This is a genomic window from Paraburkholderia sediminicola (genome assembly GCF_046026895.1).
GTDB classification, from domain to species: domain Bacteria; phylum Pseudomonadota; class Gammaproteobacteria; order Burkholderiales; family Burkholderiaceae; genus Paraburkholderia; species Paraburkholderia sediminicola_C.
This window is the reverse complement of sequence record NZ_JAQQEU010000041.1, coordinates 47,106-65,285: the sequence shown is the minus strand read 5'-3', so window position 1 is coordinate 65,285 and position 18,180 is coordinate 47,106. Positions and strand designations below refer to the sequence as shown.

The window sequence follows — 18,180 nt, the reverse complement described above, 5'->3', positions numbered from 1 at the left end:
CGCCCGCCGTGACGCGCGCGGCAGCAATCGCCGGAGCGATATCGGCGGTTCTCCGTCGGTCCAGTTTCTAGCTCTTCCGGACCGCCGGTCCCCAGAGTCTCGTTCCCGGGCGGCGCTTTGCTAGCGCCTCGCCGTTTCGCGGCAAAGCAGGCAATGTCGCGAAGCCCTGTTGTATGCCGGTCCCAAACGCCGAACACGCGTCGGCCAACGCGAATGGGCAAGTGGCTGATCCACCCTGAAAACCCGCCGTCCACAGCTTTGATCTGTCCGGCGGGAAAGGGGTCGATCAGCGACATTCGAAACACCCACCTGGACGCCCAGTCGCGTACGAAAAAGTCCGAATCTCGAGGACACCCCAACAAGCAGCACAGGAACGCGAAGAAATCAAGGCGGCGCTGGAATTCGTCCTGGTCGACCGCGAGCATATCGATGACGTCCCGGCTGAAACGCTCAATCACGGCGCCGACCGGCGATATCGAGGCAGCAATCGTGTGACCGAAAGTGGCCCGACACTGCCATCGATACCAACGTGTTGTGAGGTTGAGGCATGCTTCAACCACCCGTCCAAGACCCTAACCTGACGAACTCGCTGTTCCATTAACCGAGAGAAGTCGATCGCCCTGGTTTCTGGTGCGGAATTGCCCAGATGGCGGTTTCACTCGTTACTGACGGCCGGTTCGTACAGCTGGCTTCAAACGTACCCAATTGCAGCAACAGGCTGTCGAGCGCGCAAAGCTGGGCTCGAGTCAGATGAGGCACGTCCAGGAGCCTGTGGAGCCGCCAGCGCCAGTACTGCACAGGCAGGATGGGGCCGCAAGGGCCGCCAACCAGCGACGGTCTCATCACCCGCGCAAGATGCGCGATCTCCCGATCAATAAACGTTTCCACAGACCGCCTCCGGGACGCCTTTTTGCATCTTCCCCGTAAGGCCGTTGACTATTTATATTATGAATACTATATGCGAGTTTTCGCTGCGCGCGAATTCATGGTGAGAGAGGTAATTTCCCGGTGCGGGGCAGAACGGCCGCTTTGGAGCTCGCGCATGCGTATCGCATGAGGCGGTACCCGGCCATCAAGCGTCATTCGCCCCTCCCGTTGGATGGACGTTCAGACGTCCGCTCGGGATTTGCAAACGGTCCCTAGCCTTGAGAACGCGAGCGCTGCTATCTGCCATCCCCATCTGCTGTCCGAAGCTCATGGACCGACACAGTAAACACAGTCACGTCCTTGAGCACGTTGACCTCGGATCTACCCGCGCCATCAGCGCCGCCACACGATAAACGGTCGCAACGGTCCGATCAGAAGGCGGAAAACGCAGAGGTATTGGCATGCATCGGCGACTTCAATGTCTATTCTTCAGACGCTGCGACCAACGCGCTTCCGGTCGGCTCTGCGGGTCGCTGGCAGCCATTCTGCGCCCACGCGGAAAGGGGGCCGTATGACACGCCCAGAACTGCGTCGGCCCGCGCGACGCGGACCGCATCCTCGGCAGCCAAACGAAGTCCTCTGGCTCGCCATCGGGCTTTCGGTTGCTGGGCTCTGCTTCACGCATGCGACGCTCGCAGCGGGCCCTCTGCCACAAGGCGGCACGTACGTGGCCGGCACCGGCACGATCGCAAGCCAGGGAAATGGCCTCGTGATTACCCAACCGGGGTCGACGCGCGGCGTGATCGACTGGAGCAGCTTTTCAATCGGCAGGAACAACAGCGTGACGTTCGACAACGGCTCCGGCGCGACGCTGAACCGGGTGACGGGTGGTTCACCCTCTGCCATCCTCGGCAGGCTCAGTGCGACGGGCAGCCTCTATGTGATCAATCCGCAGGGCATCGTCGTCGGGCCATCGGGAGCTATTACAACCGGCGGACGTTTCGTCGCGTCGACGCTCGACATCTGCAACGACGCGTTCATGCAGGGCAGCGGCTCGCTCGCGCTGTCGGGCAGCTCGAACGCAGCCGTGATCAATCTCGGCAAGATCAGTTCGAGCGGCGGCGATGTGTTCCTGATTGCGCGAAACGACGTCATTAACGCCGGGACCGTGGCGGCGCCCAATGGCACGGCGGAACTGGCCGCCGGCGAGCAGGTGCTGCTGCAGGATTCGGCCGGCAGCAAGCAGGTGTTCGTGCAGACGGGCAGTCAGGGCACCGTGATCAACAGAGGGCACATAAACGCCGCGCAGGTCAGCCTGCAGGCAGCCGACGGCAACGTCTACGCGCTCGCGGGCGGCGGCACGCGTATCCGCGCGACGGGCACGGCGAATCGTGACGGCCACGTGTGGCTCGTCGCCGATGGCGGCCGTGTCGAGCAGTACGGCAAGATCGCCGCGAGGAACGCGGATGGCAGCGGCGGAACGGTCGACACGCAAGCGGCACAACTGGCCTTCGGCAAGCATGCAGCCGTTTACGCGGGCCAATGGAACCTGCTGACGCCTACTTTCACGATCGATGACGCCGCCGCGCGCACCTTGCAGCGCAGCCTGAACGCGGGCACGTCGATCGATGTCACGACGACAGGCGCGAACGGCGCAACGGGCGATCTGGGCGTCGCTTCGAGTTTGAGCTGGAGCGGTCCGGCTTCGCTCACGCTCGCCGCGTATCACGACGTGTCGGTGGCGACGGGCACGACCATCGCGAACTCTGGTGCGGGCAACCTGACGTTGCGCGCTGACGCAGCCGGCATCGACAATGGCGGCAGCGTCATCAACAACGGCACGATCGACTGGTCGCGCAGCACGGGCGTTATCAGTGCATTACATGACATGACCGGTGGATACGTACCAGGGAACATTCTCTCCAACAGTACATGGTCCGCCCCGCCAGACAGTGGTTTGATGACGCAAGTCACCGGCTATGCGCTGGTGAATACCGTCTCCGATCTAGGCGCAGTCGGGCTCTACCCTTCAGGCAACTACGCGCTCGGCAGGGACATCGACGCCACGCCCCAGCCCGGTGAATTCAGTCCGACCGTGGCTTCGTTCTCGGGCCAGTTTGATGGCATGGGACACACGATTTCGCATCTTTGGTTATCTGAGTCGCTTTTCGGGGACATCGGGTACTCGGGCGTCGTTCGGAACCTCAACATTGAGGGCAGTGCCAACTTGCCCGAGTCTGCCGCCTGGGCGGGCTTTCTCGCAGACAGGAACGACGGAACGATCGCATCCGTGCACTCAAGCGGCAGTGTTACTTCAATCGGTCGTTTTTCAACTGGGGGACTTGTCGGCTTGAACTACGACGGCACGATCACGCGTTCGTCAAGCACCGCCGACGTTTCATCTGATTCCTTGACGGGAGGCCTGGTCGGAACAAACAGCTTCGGCGTAATCCGGCAATCGTTCGCATCGGGCGATGTCACGGCGACCCATTTTCAGGGAGCGGGCGGTCTGGTCGGCTACAATTTTGGCGTTATCACACAGTCTTATGCGACTGGAACAGTACACGTGCCGCCGCAATGTGACACCGTCAATGCGTGCGGGGGTGGGTTAGTTGGCGGGACTTCAGGCACGATCAGTCAGTCGTTCGCAACCGGCAAGATTGACCAGCCATCCGGACCTGCGGGGGGGCCGGGCGGCATCGCGGATTACAACGCAAATTACATCGCGTCTCCCCCGGGGACCATCACAAACGATGTCTACTGGGATACGCAAACGACAGGCGCGACAGTCGGCGTCCGCACCACGATCCTAGGCGCGAACCTGGGTAACGCTCAAGGCTTGACTACTATGCAGATGAGCACGCCGTCTAGCTTCGGTCCGACATACAACTTTGGCCCAGGCGGCGTTTGGGCGATGCCCGTTGGAGCGACGCATCCGATATTGCAGTGGCAACTGGCGCAATGAGACCGACTGCTATCCACAACCATCAGCGAACAGTCATCCTGTTGCATTCTGGCGGTAGTGGGTCAACCAGCGGCCGCCCCACGACTGCCTATCGGGTCAGTCAAGGTCGAAGACAAGTTCATAGATGAAGGCGCTGTATGGCCGTTCCACCCTGATACCTGCCGTTGGAATCGCGACGAACAGACCGTCGGCAACGGGTCGGGAGTGTGAGTTCGCTGATGCAGGAAGCTGCCGTTCGACTGCTGGATGCCGCCACAGTCAGCAAGCCGGCGCATTGCTGACGTAGAACCCGACCCGCCCTAATGTCGGCAAAGGCCGATGACCGAGCGTTCGTCTTTGACAATCGGATGCCGCTGACGGGGCGGACCCGACGCCTGAATGTCAGACTGACGACGCATGTGATCGGCGGGTCGTGGCCGCGTACCGCCCGTACCGGCCAACAAACCCAGGCCCCGGTCGGCGATCAATGTCGACGTATACCCTCGCTCGCCCACCGGATACGCTCCGGCATGGCCTCATAAAGGCGCGCGTAGTATTCGAGCACAGCGATCATCGACCATAGCGCGTCGTTGTCATGCAGGTTCACGCGCTCGATACCCGATGGGTCGAGCGCTCGCAACTCACTGATCTGAACGAGTTCAGGACTCACCATACTCTGACCGAGGACACGATCGAACAGCGAATCGAGGAATGGCAGTGCGACTACAACTGGCGTCGTCCGCATGACTCACTCGGTGACAGAACCCCGATCGATCGTGTGACGGTACTGGGCGAGATGACGCCTCTGGCGGAACAGGTGGCAAGCGCTTACGACCAACTAAAGGAGCGGATCCGGCACCGCGAATGGCGACTCGACGAGACACTCGCCGACCTTCACCGGCGCTTGTTGGGGATCGTGGCTCGTACCGGAGCCCCGACCCCCAACAAGCCAGGAAAAAAGTCTCCCGGAAAGTGGAACGATGTCTGTGAATCGCACAGCTAATGGGTGTCCGTTGTTAGAGTCGAGGAAACGTACGAACGTCCGCATTGCTACGCTGGATAATGGCTGTAGCCGGCCGCTCGCAGTCTCACGCAAGCGGCATACGCAACCCAGCCACCTGAAGCGATTTGCGCGGCTCGACGCGTTCGGTAGTCCAGCTCGGCTACCGACCTACGACTGCAGATCCGCCAGCCGCGCGAACCACAGACCTTCAGGCGCGTTCCGCTCGAGGAATATGTTGCTGGCGAAGTCCGGATTGCGCTCGGGAAAGTCTTCGCGGTAGTGACCGCCGCGACTCTCCCGCCTGGCAAGCGATGCCGAAGCCATCAATTCACCGACCTGGATCAAGTTCGCCAATTCGATGCCCCGCATGAGCTCAGCGGGCGTGCCGATCACCGTGTCCTGAAACAACTGGTCTCGCGTCTCTTTGCAGACCCGCCTGAAGGTCTGAAGCCCGGCTTCCTCGCGCACGATCAGCAAATACCGGTTTGCACTCTGCTGAATCCGTGCTTTCAGTTCGTCCACCGTGTGCCTGCCCCTTCGGCGGAATTGCGTGGCGACCGTGCGATTGTCGTCCAGGGCCCCGGTAGTCGCGCGGTGCGTCATCTTTTTCGCGCGTTCGGCCGCAGCGAGGCCCGCGCGCCGGCCGAAGACCTGGCACGTCAAGGCCATATTGCCGCCGAGACGGTCGGCGCCATGTGGACCCGCTGCCACCTCACCCGCAGCGAACAGACCCTTCAGATTGGACTGAGCGTTTTCGTCGATGTATAAACCGCCGTTGATCGCATGCGCGGAACAGGTGATCTGCACTCTGTCGCGATACAGGTCGACGCCGTGCTCCTTATACCATTGGCAGGTTAGCGGCCACATCCTTGCAATGCTGCGGCTCTTGTCGGCCAGTATCGATTCGAGATCGCATCCGACGAAGTCGAGAAACACGCCGCCTTCAACCGTGCCGCGGCCATCGTTGAGAGCCTTCTGAATCGAAATTTCGACGTAGCGCGAGATGTCGCTTGAGCTGAATGGAAAGTGCCGCTCTTTTTGCCGAATGACATCAACCTGAGCGAGCCCCGCCGGCAGATAGTCAGGGAGGAACGCCCTGCCATCGCGGTCGGTGAGATTCGGGTGCGCGTCCCACAGGTAGTTGCCGAACAGGTTGACGAAAGGCGTCAGCACGCTCACACCGGCCTGCATGAACTCCATGTTGACCAGTCTCGCGCCCGCGCGATAAGCCATTGCATAGCCGTCGCCGGTAATGTCCGAGGGGTAGAGGTTCTGGGCGAACAGCTGACTTGCACCGCCGGTGGTAAGAATCGTCGACTTGGCACGGATCAGCACCGGGTTTCCATCCGAATCGATCGCGTAAGCGCCGAGACATTCGCCGTCCAGCGAAAGCAGGTCGACGAGCATCAACCGGTCCATGACCTTGATACCTCGCCGGGACGCTTCGGTCCCCAGCGATTTCACGATTGGTTTGAAGTGCTCATGAATCACATGCGAGCGCGGCCTGGAAGAAAAGCATGCGCGAAAAACCAGGTAGTGGTCATCCTCGCGCTCAAACTTTACGCCGTACTGTTCGAGATAGCGCAAGGAGTCCTGCGCTTCGTTCGCGAGAATCGCGCTCAAGCGCGGGTCGGCCATGCCTTGAGCGGCATGCAGGATATCGGCGAGAAAAACATCAGGATTATCGCTGGGATCCCCTGCTCCGTCCGGCACATTGAAGGCGCCTACTTCGGCTACGCTATGAAACGTAGCGCCGCTTTTGCGAAATTCGCCTTTGATCACGACCAGCACGTCAGCGCCGCTGGAGTCTGCCTCGAGCGCAGCCCGCAACGCAGCGCCGCCGCTACCAACAACGAGTACATCCGTACTGACTTCCCTATACCTGTCACTCATGCCTGCTTCTCCTGTTTTGATCGACACGCGCGATACGCTCGCCGCATGGGCGGCTTCATCCTCGCTTCACGCAACTCCGCCTTTTTCCGCGTCCGCGGCAACGGCCTCGGCATCGTTGGCAACGCCGATTACGCCGTCCGCCAGCAACGAGTCGATCATCGGCCGGTTCATTCCCAACCCTGACAGGATGTCGATCGTGTGCGCGCCCAATCGCGGCGGCGGCGTGCGGATAGCCGGGGCGCAGCCGTTGTAGCGCACCGGGTGATTGACGAGCGTCACCGGGCTGCCGGTTGCACCTTCGACTGTCTCGAAGCTCTTCAAGTGGCGCACCTGCGGATCGGCGACCACCTGTGCATAATCGTTGACGCGCGTGTGCCAGACATGATGCCGCTCGAAGAGTGGCAACCAGTGCGCCGTCGTGTCCTGCGCAAGCCGGCGCGCAAGCCGGTCGGAGATTTCCTGCTGCGCGTCGAATGCACGCTTCGCGGGAATCCGTTCCTTTTCCGGGATCTCGAGGATCTGATAGATGATGTCGAGAGGACTCAGCGACAATGCGATGAAACCGTCCGCTGTTGCGTATATGCCGTACGGTGCCGGGAAGTACCAACCTGATACATGCCCTGCCTGTCGCACGTCGTCATGGCCGTCGCCGTTCAGGAAGCACGTGAGAGACTCCTGTTGCAGATCGAGCGCAGCCGCCAGCAAGCTGACGTCGACCCGGCAGCCCTCGCCCGTACGCTCACGGTTGAGCAGTGCCGTCAGGATGCCGTTCGCATACAGCGCAGCGCCGTGATGATCGACGACGGACACGCCCACCGCGCGCGGACCGTCCTGCCGGGTTCCGGTAATTGTCGCGATACCCGACATGGCCTGAATGATCAGGTCCTGCCCCGGCCGGCTGGCATAGGGTCCGTCCGGACCGAATCCCGAGCCGGACGCATAGATGATGTCCGGCTTGACTGTCCTGAGTACCTCGTAACCCAATCCCAGCTGTTCCATCACACCGGGACGATAGTTCTCGGCGACAACGTCGACTTGAGGCAGCAAGCTCATGACGATATCGATCGCCCGCGGGTCCTTGAGATTCAGCGCCAGACTGCGCTTATTGCGATTACCCATCAGAAGCAGCATCGTCTGTCCATCGATGGCGCGGTTCGCGCCGCCCCACTTGCGCTGAAATGCGCCGTCGACTGGTTCGACCGATATGACTTCGGCCCCGCAATCGGCGAGGTGCTGCACGCCTAAAGGTCCCATCAGAAAATGATTGAAGCTGAGAATGCGGATACCGTTCAGCCCGTTCATGCAATCTCCGTTACGTCGTGAGTCCGGCTATCTGGCGAGGCGGACCGAGGCCCTGCTGAACTCCGCGTCGCCCTGAACATTCGAAAGACCGCGGCATGGGTACCTGCATCCGATCCCGCTCAGAACTAAAGGCAAGCGTTGCCAATCGCCATCGAAAGGCGCATGCGCGACGCACCCGTGATCAGCGACCCTTGAAGTGCGGCGGCCGCTTTTCGACGAATGCGCGATGGCCTTCGGCACGATCTTCGGTCTTGAACACGTCGAGATTCGCCTGATGCTCGCACTCCAGGCCTTGTTGAAGGTTGGTTTCGAACGAATCGAGCACGGCGCGCTTGGCCAGTCGGACCGCGAGCGGCGCGCGGGCGGCGATCAGCGACGCGATCTCAACAGCGCGCGCGATGCTGCGTGCCGGCGCGACGACCTCGGTCACCAGTCCGTGGCGCTCGGCCTCGGCTGCCGTCAGCGGCTCGCCGGTAAGCACGAGTTTCATCGCCAGTGTCTTGCCGAGCACCCGCGGCAGGCGCTGGGTGGCGCCATCGCCCGGGAGCGCGCCGATGACGATTTCTCGCTGCGAGAAGGTCGCGTCGTCCGCCGCGACGACGATATCGGCCAGCATCACCAGCTCGTGGCCACCACCGATGGCGAAGCCGTTGACCGCCGCGATCAGCGGCTTCGGAAACGTTTCGATCGCCTTCCAGCTCGCGAGGCGCACCGGGTCCGCATACGCTGCGGCCCCCCGTGCCGCCATGTCGGCAATATCCGCCCCTGCGCTGAAGAAACGCTCGCCGCCGGTGAGCACGACAGCCCTGACGTCGTCGCTGACTTCGGCTGCCGCGAGCACGCGCGCCAGTTCCGCCAGCAGCGGCACACACAGCGCATTGCGCTTATCGTGATGATTCAACGTGATCAACCAGACGAACTCAACGGGTTGTTCCAGCTTCAGGTACTGCAGGTTCTCGCATGCGGCCAGCGGGACCGGCGCCGCGCCGCTTCGCTCGATGTGAGCCGTGTTCATGATGAGCCTCTCGGTAATTCGATCGCTTTGCGCGTGCGAACAGTCGCCGCATACGGGGTCGTGGAGATTGGGCCAGGGGCGTGCAGCCGGCGGCCCATCGTCCTCGTGTTATTTGATTGCCAGCAGGTTCGGCAGGAAGCGTGGGATATGCGGGAAGACGATGATCAGCAGCAGGTCGACCGCCAGCGCGAAGATGAACGGCAGGATCGCCCGAGTCGCTTTTTCGACGGACACACCGCCGATAGATGCCGCCGTAAAGAGGCAAAAGCCGATCGGTGGCAGGTTGATGCCGATGGCCGAGTTGACCAGTACGATGACGCCGAACACGACCGGGTCGATATGCATCTGCACGACGAGCGGCAGAAACACAGGGATCACCACCGCGATACTCGAGATCGTTTCCAGTACCGTATGGGCTACCAGAAGGAAGATATTGATCAGGATCAGCAACACGAACGCGCTGGTCGTCACGGCGAGGAAGCTGTTGGCGACGTGCAACGGAATTTGCGCCTCGATCAGATAGCGGCCGAGCACGAACGCGAGCCCGAGAAGAAACGATACCCGCGTGGTATTGATGGCCGTGCGCGTGAGTATTTCCCTGAAGTGCGACAGCTTGAGCGACTTGAAGATGAAGGCGCTCACCAGCGTCACATAGAGCGCCGCGACGACGCCTGCCTCAACCGGCGTGAAGACGCCGCCGAGGATGCCGCCCAGAATGATCACAGGAGTCAGCAATGCCCAGATCGCCTGTCTGAACGTGGTCCACAGCCGCGCGGCGGAAAACGCTTCGACCGCCGTATAGTTCTGGCGCACGGCAGTCACGTAGTTCACGAGCATGAAGGAAACGACCACCAGCAGCATCGGCACGATCCCCGCGACGAACATCGTTCCGACCGAAACGTTGGCGGTGTACGCATACACCAGCATGCTCATCGACACGGGCGACAGCAGTCCGAGCGAGCCCGCTGCCGACTGCAGCGCCACTGCGAACGCGCGTGAATAGCCCTGCTTGACCATCCCCGGAATCATGACCGAGCCGATCGCTGCGGTGTCCGCAGTCGCCGAACCGGAGAGGTCGGCGAAGAACATGCTTGCAACGATCGTCACCTGCCCGATGCCGCCGCGCATAAACCCGACAAGCGCCTGCGAAAAGTCGATGATCCGGCGCGAGACGCCGCCCGCATCCATGATGGCGCCTGTCAACATGAAGAACGGGATGGCCAGCAGGCCGACGTTATTCAGGTTCGAAAACAGCTGCTGCGGAATCACCAGCAGCGGGGTTCCATTCAGCGTCAATGCAATCGTCGCCGCAATGCCGATGCAAATGGCCACCGGTACACCCAAGCCGAGAAATCCGGCGCCTAGAGCGAGTGCCCACATGTTGATTCACCTCAGATATGTTCGGAGACGCCCTGCAACAGAGAGGGCCTCGTTTGCGCGCCGGGCGCGAGATGGGAAACCGCGATTCGCACCGCGGAATGAAAGACCAGCAACGCGCCGCAGACGGGAATCGCGAGATACGGGTACACCATCGAGATCGGCAGAGAGGTCGCCGTTTCGGTGCCCATCAGCTCCAGCATGTCGCCACCATACATGACGAACACCACGCCGAGCCCGAGGACGACACAGTCGGTCAGGTCCGCCAGTGTCTGCGCGAAGGCGGGCGGACAACGATCGGCCAGTACCCGCACTTCCGGATGAACCCGCAGCTTGGCTCCTGCCGCCGCACCGAGACACGTGAGCCACACGAACAGATAAGCCGCGAGCTCGTCGGACCACGACAACGAGTTGTGCAGGATGAAGCGAAACACCACCCCGAGTCCAGCGACGAGCACCATCACGAGAAGCAGTCCACCGCATAGGAACAGCGTGATCTTCAGGAGCAGGTCGTCGATCAACAGGAGATTACGGGCAAGCTTTTCCATCGCACTCTCCGTTCATTTCGAAGCGACAGCGGACTTGTCGGCCGCCTTGATTTCTTGATAAAGCGCCTGGCCATCGGGAATGTCGCTGAACAGGCTCTGGCGCGCCCTTTCGGTCGCGGCGGCCCACGGCGCTGTGTTGATCACGGTCACCTGGGTGCCGTTCTTCTTCATCGTGGCGAGCGCGTCGTCGTATTCGTGCTTGTATTCCCTCACGTCATAGTCCGCGGCGACGGCGGCAGCTGCCTGAAACGCCTTCTGATCGTCAGGCGAAAGACGCGTCCAGGCGCTCTTGCTCATTGCCAGCACCACGGGCAAGTAGTTCACGTGGGTCAGGTAGTAATGCTTGGCGACATCGGAAAATTTGTCCTGGATGAACTGCTCCGGGGAAGTATCGCCGCCGTCGACCAGGCCTTGCGAAAGCGCCAGAAATAACTGGTTATAAGGCAGCGGCGTCGGGTTTGCGCCCAGTGCCTTATAGCCCGCGATATAGCCGCGACTCTGCATCACTCGCACTTTCATATCCTTCATGTCACCGAGCGAGCCGACGGGCTTTTTAGCCGTGAACAGATTACGTTCGCCCACCGACAGCCACGTCAGGCCGATCATGTTGACCGTCGGCATCATGTCGAGGAACTTGCGGCCGACCGGTCCTTGCAGAACCCGGTTGGCGTCGTCGATGCTGCTAAAGAGATAAGGCGTATCGAAGATCTGCCACTGCTTGATCGTGTTTCCGATGGGCGCCTGTGCGGAAATCATGAGCTCCTGGGTGCCGGTGCGCAGCGCTTGCGCCATCTGCACTTCGCCGCCGAGCTGTGACTGCGGGAAGATCTCGATCTTGACCTTGCCGTGGGTTCGCTGCGCGACCTCCTTCGCGAACACCTGGGCAGTCAGCTGATAGTGATTGTCCGGAGCGAGGGTATGGCCCAGCTTCATGACGATCGGCTCGTCGGCACGGGCGACGCTTGCGATAACGACGCCTGCTGCGAGCAGCGTACCTACCATCATGGCGCGTCCTGCGCGGCGCGCGTTAAAGAATGATTTCATTTCGTCTCCTTCCGTACTGGATGTAATTTTCGCGCCGCATCAGGTCGATCCGTCTGCAGGCGTTTCAAGTATTCGTGAGTGCACGCAGCGGGCGTTAGGACCGGTCTCCCGATTTCTTGTACTTTTTTACGGCGTCTTCGATAGCAAGCGCTTGCCGGACTGTCTGGCGATTTATCCGGCGCACACGGGGGGAAACCCTTGGCGATAGTGACGAATGACTGACCGGGCGCTATCCGCGGGCTCCTTGGGGATCGGGCCAAGACTGAAATCACTACGTGCGTGCAGTCAAAAAAGTCCAAGCATTCGCCCAAACCGTCCTAACGGTCGGCAACCCGCACTGATTAAATTTGAGTCACGCCCGTCGGCCCCAATCAACAAGGAACAGGCCGGCTCCTCAACCGACTCTCACTTTCAGAACCACCATGGCCAAACGCCCGCACATGGATTGTTACGCGGTCGGCGACACTGCCGATTTCGCCAAGACCGTAACTGAATTCGATATCTACGGCTTCGCCGGGATCGTCGGCGATTTCTATGCCGTGCATTTGAACGAGGAATTCGCCAAAACCACGCGCTTTGAAAAGCGCATCGCGCAAGGATGTCTGTCGGTCGGTTTCCTATCGACTGTGATGGGTTATATGGCGCAAAAGGCGCCGAGCCCCGGTGCGGTTTCTTACCGCTACGACATCACGTTCAACGCGCCGGTATTTATCGGCGACACGGTCACTGCCCGGCTCACGCTGCGCGAGAAGGACGACGATCGCAACATATGTGTGTTCGGAGCAGAGGTCACGCGCCAGGACGGCACGGTGGTCGCATCTGGCGATACCTATCTGAAGGTGCTGTAACACAGCGCCCCGCCTTCAACCCATCTCCCGCTTTTCAAAGAGTCGAACATGCCGCATTGGTTAAACGAACAACACACCGCGATACGCGACGCCGTGCGCCGTTTCGCGGAAAACGAAATCGCTCCTGTCTCGGAAGAGCTTTGGGAAGCGGAAGCCTTTCCCTACGACATCTGGAAGCGTGCCGGCGAGCTCGGCTTCGCCGGCCTGCCCTATCCGGAGAGTTGGGGTGGCGGCGGTGGCGAATGGCTTTCCTATGTGATCGTGCTGGAAGAACTCGCACGGGTAGATTGCGCAATCGCCAACTCGCTCATGGCCAATTCGACGGTCGCGAGCCTGCTCTCCAACTATGGCACCGATGAGCAAAAGGACCGCTATTTGCGCCCTATCCTCGACGGCCGCAAGGTCGGCGCGATCGGATTATCGGAGCCCAACGCGGGCTCCGACGCGGCCAACATCGCGACGCGTGCGACGCTGGAAGGCGACCGATGGATTATTGATGGATCAAAGACCTTCATTAGCAACTCCGGCACGGAAGTGACCGGACCAGTCGTCATCGCCGCGGTAACGGGCACCCGCCCTGACGGCCGCAAGGAAATTTCCAACTTCATCGTGCCCAACGGCACCCCCGGTTTCAGCTACGGGCGCAAGCTGCGCAAGATCGGCTGGCGCGCATCGAGCACCTACGAGCTGTTCTTCGAGCGCTGCGCGATCCCGGCCGCCAACCTGCTCGGCGAACGCGGTGCGGGCTTGCGACAGACGCTCGCCCAGATCAGCACCGGCCGAATCCTGATCGGCGCGCTCGCGCTAGGCATCCTGCAGGGTTCACTAGATCGGTCGATCGCGTACATGAAGGAGCGGCGCGCATTCGGCAAGCCGATCGCCGAGTTCCAGGCGCTGCAGTTCAAGATCGCTGACATGGCGGCCCACGCGCACGCCGCGCGGCTGATGCTCTACGATGCCGCCGCGCTGAAAGATGCGGGCGTTCGCTTCGATCAGCAGGCGTCGATGGCCAAGCTCTTCGCCACCGAGCGCGCGATGGAGGCGGCTCATCAGGCGTTGCAGATACATGGCGGTTACGGCGTGATGAGCGAGTACCCGGTGTCGCGCGCATTCGGCGACGCCAAGGTGCTGGAGATCGTCGAAGGGACCTCGGAGATTCAAAGAATGATCATTTCGCGAAACCTGCTTGCCTGAGTCCTCAGTCAACAGATACGGACACGCGTTCAGGAGACAAGTCATGCTGGAAGGCATCAAGGTGGTAAGTTTTACTCACTTCTTGCAGGGCCCCGCCGCCGTGCAGATGTTGGCCGACGTCGGCGCGGACGTGATCAAGATCGAACCGCCGGGCGGCGCGTTCGAGCGTAGTTGGACCGGCTTCGATGCGTATGTCGAAGGGGTGAGCATGTTCTTCCTGCTCGGCAATCGCAATCAGCGCAGCATCTCGCTGGATCTGCGCGACGAGCGCGCGCGAGAGATCGTCTGGCGGCTGATCAAGGAAGCCGATGTCCTGATCGAAAACTACCGCCCAGGCGTCCTGCAGCGCATGGGCTTCGGTTACGACGATGTCCGCGAGATCAATCCGCGGCTCGTGTACTGTTCGTGCACCGGCTACGGATCATCGGGACCCTATCTCAAGCGGCCGGGGCAGGACCTGCTGCTGCAGGCCATAAGCGGCATGACGATGCTCTCCGGCGAAGCCGATTCCCCGCCCACGCCAGTCGGATCCGCGATCGTCGACCAGCACGCGGCGGCGTTGGCAGCCTTCGGCGTCGTCGCGGCCTTGCAGGCGCGTGAACGTACCGGAAAAGGCACGCTGGTCGAAAGCAATCTGCTCAATGCGGCGCTCGATCTTCAGATCGAGCCGTTCACCTACTACCTGAACAAGGGGCCGCTCTGGCCGCGCACAAACCCGCCGACCGGCAGCCGGTTCCATCCGGCACCCTACGGGATTTACCGGACTCTCGACGGCTGGATCGCCGTTTCGCTGACGCCCACTGAGAAGCTGGCGGCGGCCTTGTCTCAACCCATGCTCGCCGGGTTTTCGCACCCAAAGGACAATGTGCGCCGCCGCGACGAATTGAACCGCATCGTGTACGACGCGCTGACCACGCGCACGACGGCCGACTGGATGACGACCTTCGACGAGCACGACATCTGGTACGCGCCCGTGAACGATTACGATCAGGTCGAGGCCGACCCGCAAGTGGCGCACAACCGCATCATCATGGAGGTCGACCATCCGCAGGCCGGGCCGGTTCGTTTGCTCGCGCATCCGGTTCGATACGACGGCGCAGCACCACCGCTCACCCGTCAGCCGCCGCGCCAAGGCGAGCACACCCGCGAGGTGCTCGCCGAACTGGGCTACGAGCCGCACGAAATCGATACGCTGGTCGAAGCCGGCACAGCGCTGACCGAGCGGAGAACCGCATGAACACTCATCTGAATCAGAGCCACGAGATGCTGCGCTTTGACGATATCCAGATTGGCCGCTGCCAGATCCTCGTGCGTACCATTGCGGAAAGTGACGTGAACGCTTTCGGCCATCTGTCGGGCGACCTGAATCCGTTGCACATGGATCAGCACTTCGCGGCACGCACGCCATTCGGCCAGCGCGTGGCGCACGGCCTGCTGACCGCGGCATTGGTGTCGACGACGCATACCGGGTTGACCGGTCCCGGCTTCGTCTACGTTGGGCAGGAGTTGCGCTTTCTCGGACCGGTGTTCATCGACGATACGATCAAAATCCATGTGACCGTAGTCGAGAAGAAACCCGCCAAGCGCATCCTCGTGATGGACACGATGGTTCGCAATCAGGACGGCAAGCCAGTGCTGACCGGACTGTCGGCGCTGAAGGAATTGCGTTTCCAATGAGCTGACAATCAGCACGCAAGGCCGAACCTGTGCGGGTTTTCGACAACAGCCGTCACGCCGCTTTGCTCGTTACAATTACACTACTTTCGATGCCGAACAGGCGAAGGAGAAACAGCACGCTTGACTTAGCTGGGGGGTCAGTTGGCCAAGCGAGCCAGATAGGTGCGCTGGATGCAGGAGACAAATCAGATGCCTAGCGGTTGTGGTTGTGAGTTGCCGGTCTTCAAGATCGCCCACTACGAGTATGGGTCGCGAATCAAGTCGATCGATTTTCATCTCGCGCCTCTCGAAGATATGAAATCGACGTTGCCGTATCCTCATCGGCACGAGTTCTATCACATCGTCTGGGTCGAGTCTGGCAGCGGTTACCACATCATCGACTCGATTCGCTACGAGGTGCGGCCCAATACGCTGTTTTTCATGGCCCCCGGTCAGATCCACGATTTCGCGTTGTCCGACGACACCGTCGGGCACGCGATCAGTTTCTCGTCCGAATTTTTCGCGTTCAAGGTGCAGAACCGCCATTCGCAGACCGAGCTTCCCGTCTACGATTTCGAGCGAATTCCGAACACGGTTTATATGAGCGACGCACAGGCTCAGGACCTTCGTCGTGTGCTGGATGGAATCAATGCGGAATATCAGGGTGAAGAGGCAGGCTACGAGGACGTGATCTGGTCATATCTGCGGGTTCTGCTAATCAAGTCCGCGCGCCTGGGCGGCGACGCCGTCACCGAGGTCAATTCGTCGCGTAGCGTGCTGTTGTCGCGACGCTTCAAAAGCCTGCTGGAAAAACATTTCACCACGATCCACGACGTCGCTCGCTACGCATGCCTGCTGAACGTCACGGAACGCGCGCTGAACGATGCAACGCGCCAGGCGCTCGGCAGCACCGCGGCCAAGCTGATTCGTGAACGCGTGATGCTGGAAGCGAAGCGTCTGTTGCTCCATTCCGAGGTCAATGTGGCGGAGATCGCAACACAGCTTGCCTTCGACGACCCGGCCTACTTCAGCCGATGTTTTCGCAAGCATACGGGCCGCTCGCCAATCGACTTTCGCCGCAGCCTGGAAAAACTGAGCATCTAAAGCAGTGGCACGACAGACGTCCGGTGCGAGTAGAAAAGTCCAACATAAGCCGCACTTCGTCCTAACTGCCAGCACCGCCGCACTCCTAGAATTTGCGTGTCCCCGTCACTCGGGAAACGTGAAAGTAATCAGGAGACAAAGGCGTGAATGCTTCGTACCAAGATCAAGGGCTGTCCTCTGAACGGTTCGCCCTCTTCAACAGTATCCTCGATCGCATGGCGGCCAAAGTTGCAGAGGACGAGCCGACGCTCGGCGTCGAATTCCCTCAGATCACGGCGCCCGATGGAAAGTGGGTGCTGCTTCCGGCGTCGCTGTCCGCGGGCTACAGCGGTTCAGCGTGGAGCCACGGCAACTGGTTTTGCGGGTTCTGGGTCGGACTTCTGCTGACGTCGTATTTGCACACCGGCGAGGACAAATACCTCTCGTGGGCCCGCGAGCGCATGCGCCTCGTCGCGCAGCGCGCGCAGGACCCTAACACGCACGACATTGGCTTCATCTTCGACAGCAGCGCCGTCCCCGGTTACGAAATCACCCGCGACCCGTGGTACGCGCAAATTGCAATGGAAGCCGCGGACAAATTGCGCGCGCGTCTTGTCACCACGCGCAGCGGCGCCTATCTCGCTTCCTGGGGCCCGCTCGACGATCCGCGCGGACGCAGCGCCTCGGCTATCGACACGATGGCTAATCTATCGTTGCTTTACTGGGCGGCGAACCATTCCGGGGACGGCAGTTATCGCCTCGCCGCCGAAGCGCACTCCGTCATGACCGCGAAGGCGTTTATCCGCCCCGACGATTCGACTTACCACGCGGTCGAGTACGACGTGACAACCGGTGTGCGCCGGCGCGGCTACACGTTTCAGGGCGCATTCGACGAATCGGCGTGGAGCCGGGGCCAGGCGTGGGCCGTCTATGGCTACGTGAACACGGCGCGTGAAACCGGCAAGCGCGTCTGGCTGGATCTTGCAGGGCGGCTAGCGGCGTACTATCTGCGCCGGCTCGATGGACGTCAGGTGCCACCGTGGGATTTCGACGCCACCGGCGCGGACGCGGAAATCAAGGACACTGCCGCAGCAGCGGTGATGGCGTCAGCGCTGATCGAGATGGGCCGTCTGCATCCCGACCCTGCCGATGCGGTTCGCTGGCGCGAACACGGACTTGCGATGCTCGAAGCTCTATGTCGTGACGAGTTTGCCTACGAACCTGCGCAGCGCGGACTCCTGAGGAATTCCTGCTATTCGAAGCCGCACAATGAAGGCGTCGACGGCGCGACGATGTTCGGCGATTTCTTCTTCGCCGAAGCGCTGAGTCGCGTAATGCTGCCAGGCAGGCTTCGGCCCGGCACGCAACGCGTATCGCTCGCCTGAAGCGTACCTCCCACGCGGTTC

At 61.2% G+C, this 18,180-nt stretch carries 15 protein-coding genes and 1 pseudogene; 8 read left to right on the top strand and 8 right to left on the bottom strand.

Annotated elements, in window-relative coordinates; translation table 11 throughout:
* On the bottom strand, positions 1 to 458 hold a 458-nt coding region (locus PQR02_RS25465; RefSeq protein WP_408237637.1), incomplete at its 3' end, for a hypothetical protein.
* A gap of 980 nt (positions 459 to 1,438) precedes the next feature.
* Here PQR02_RS25465 and PQR02_RS25460 point away from each other — a divergent pair.
* Positions 1,439 to 3,832, top strand: coding sequence for a two-partner secretion domain-containing protein (locus tag PQR02_RS25460; protein WP_408237634.1), 2,394 nt, complete (start codon positions 1,439 to 1,441; stop codon positions 3,830 to 3,832).
* Positions 3,833 to 4,295: 463 nt separating this feature from the next.
* Here the strand turns inward: PQR02_RS25460 and PQR02_RS25455 are convergent, their stop codons facing one another.
* Positions 4,296 to 4,556 (bottom strand): hypothetical protein, encoded by a 261-nt coding sequence (locus PQR02_RS25455; protein WP_408237646.1) that lies wholly within the window; start codon positions 4,554 to 4,556, stop codon positions 4,296 to 4,298.
* Here PQR02_RS25455 and PQR02_RS25450 point away from each other — a divergent pair.
* A pseudogene (locus PQR02_RS25450) lies at positions 4,437 to 4,814 on the top strand (integrase core domain-containing protein); the annotation flags it as partial. The gene PQR02_RS25455 and the pseudogene PQR02_RS25450 sit on opposite strands and share 120 nt — an antisense overlap.
* Before the next feature lie 168 nt (positions 4,815 to 4,982).
* On the opposite strand, the gene PQR02_RS25445 reads toward PQR02_RS25450, so the two are convergent.
* From PQR02_RS25445 to PQR02_RS25420, 6 genes are all read right to left on the bottom strand, one after another.
* On the bottom strand, positions 4,983 to 6,707 hold the full coding sequence (locus tag PQR02_RS25445; RefSeq protein ID WP_408237630.1) for an FAD-binding protein: 1,725 nt from the start codon (positions 6,705 to 6,707) through the stop codon (positions 4,983 to 4,985).
* Between the two features lie 66 nt (positions 6,708 to 6,773).
* On the bottom strand, positions 6,774 to 8,009 hold the full coding sequence (locus tag PQR02_RS25440; protein ID WP_408237627.1) for a CaiB/BaiF CoA transferase family protein: 1,236 nt from the start codon (positions 8,007 to 8,009) through the stop codon (positions 6,774 to 6,776).
* 181 nt (positions 8,010 to 8,190) lie between these two features.
* Positions 8,191 to 9,024, bottom strand: coding sequence for an enoyl-CoA hydratase-related protein (locus PQR02_RS25435; RefSeq protein WP_408237624.1), 834 nt, complete (start codon positions 9,022 to 9,024; stop codon positions 8,191 to 8,193).
* A gap of 108 nt (positions 9,025 to 9,132) precedes the next feature.
* Positions 9,133 to 10,404, bottom strand: coding sequence for a TRAP transporter large permease (locus tag PQR02_RS25430; protein WP_408237621.1), 1,272 nt, complete (start codon positions 10,402 to 10,404; stop codon positions 9,133 to 9,135).
* An 11-nt stretch (positions 10,405 to 10,415) separates the two neighbouring features.
* Positions 10,416 to 10,949, bottom strand: coding sequence for a TRAP transporter small permease (locus tag PQR02_RS25425; RefSeq protein ID WP_408237618.1), 534 nt, complete (start codon positions 10,947 to 10,949; stop codon positions 10,416 to 10,418).
* A 12-nt stretch (positions 10,950 to 10,961) separates the two neighbouring features.
* Positions 10,962 to 11,993 carry a TRAP transporter substrate-binding protein gene (locus PQR02_RS25420; RefSeq protein ID WP_408237615.1) on the bottom strand — a complete coding sequence of 344 codons (1,032 nt, stop codon included), beginning with the start codon at positions 11,991 to 11,993 and terminating at the stop codon, positions 10,962 to 10,964.
* 422 nt (positions 11,994 to 12,415) lie between these two features.
* Here PQR02_RS25420 and PQR02_RS25415 point away from each other — a divergent pair, with 422 nt between their 5' ends.
* The 6 genes from PQR02_RS25415 (at position 12,416) to PQR02_RS25390 (ending at position 18,159) form a co-directional block, all read left to right on the top strand.
* On the top strand, positions 12,416 to 12,841 hold the full coding sequence (locus PQR02_RS25415; RefSeq protein WP_187631451.1) for a MaoC family dehydratase: 426 nt from the start codon (positions 12,416 to 12,418) through the stop codon (positions 12,839 to 12,841).
* Positions 12,842 to 12,889: 48 nt separating this feature from the next.
* Entirely contained in the window at positions 12,890 to 14,035 is a 1,146-nt protein-coding gene (locus PQR02_RS25410; protein WP_408237611.1) for an acyl-CoA dehydrogenase family protein, read from the top strand.
* A gap of 43 nt (positions 14,036 to 14,078) precedes the next feature.
* A complete protein-coding gene (locus PQR02_RS25405; protein WP_408237608.1) occupies positions 14,079 to 15,272 on the top strand; it encodes a CaiB/BaiF CoA transferase family protein in 1,194 nt (397 codons plus the stop codon).
* A complete protein-coding gene (locus PQR02_RS25400) occupies positions 15,269 to 15,712 on the top strand; it encodes a MaoC family dehydratase (RefSeq protein ID WP_408237605.1) in 444 nt (147 codons plus the stop codon). The genes PQR02_RS25405 and PQR02_RS25400 overlap by 4 nt, the downstream gene beginning before the upstream one ends.
* Positions 15,713 to 15,901: 189 nt before the next feature.
* A complete protein-coding gene (locus PQR02_RS25395) occupies positions 15,902 to 16,795 on the top strand; it encodes a helix-turn-helix domain-containing protein (RefSeq protein WP_408237602.1) in 894 nt (297 codons plus the stop codon).
* A 143-nt stretch (positions 16,796 to 16,938) separates the two neighbouring features.
* Complete coding sequence (locus tag PQR02_RS25390) at positions 16,939 to 18,159, top strand: glycoside hydrolase family protein (RefSeq protein ID WP_408237599.1); 1,221 nt, start codon at positions 16,939 to 16,941, stop codon at positions 18,157 to 18,159.
* Positions 18,160 to 18,180 lie beyond the last annotated feature (21 nt).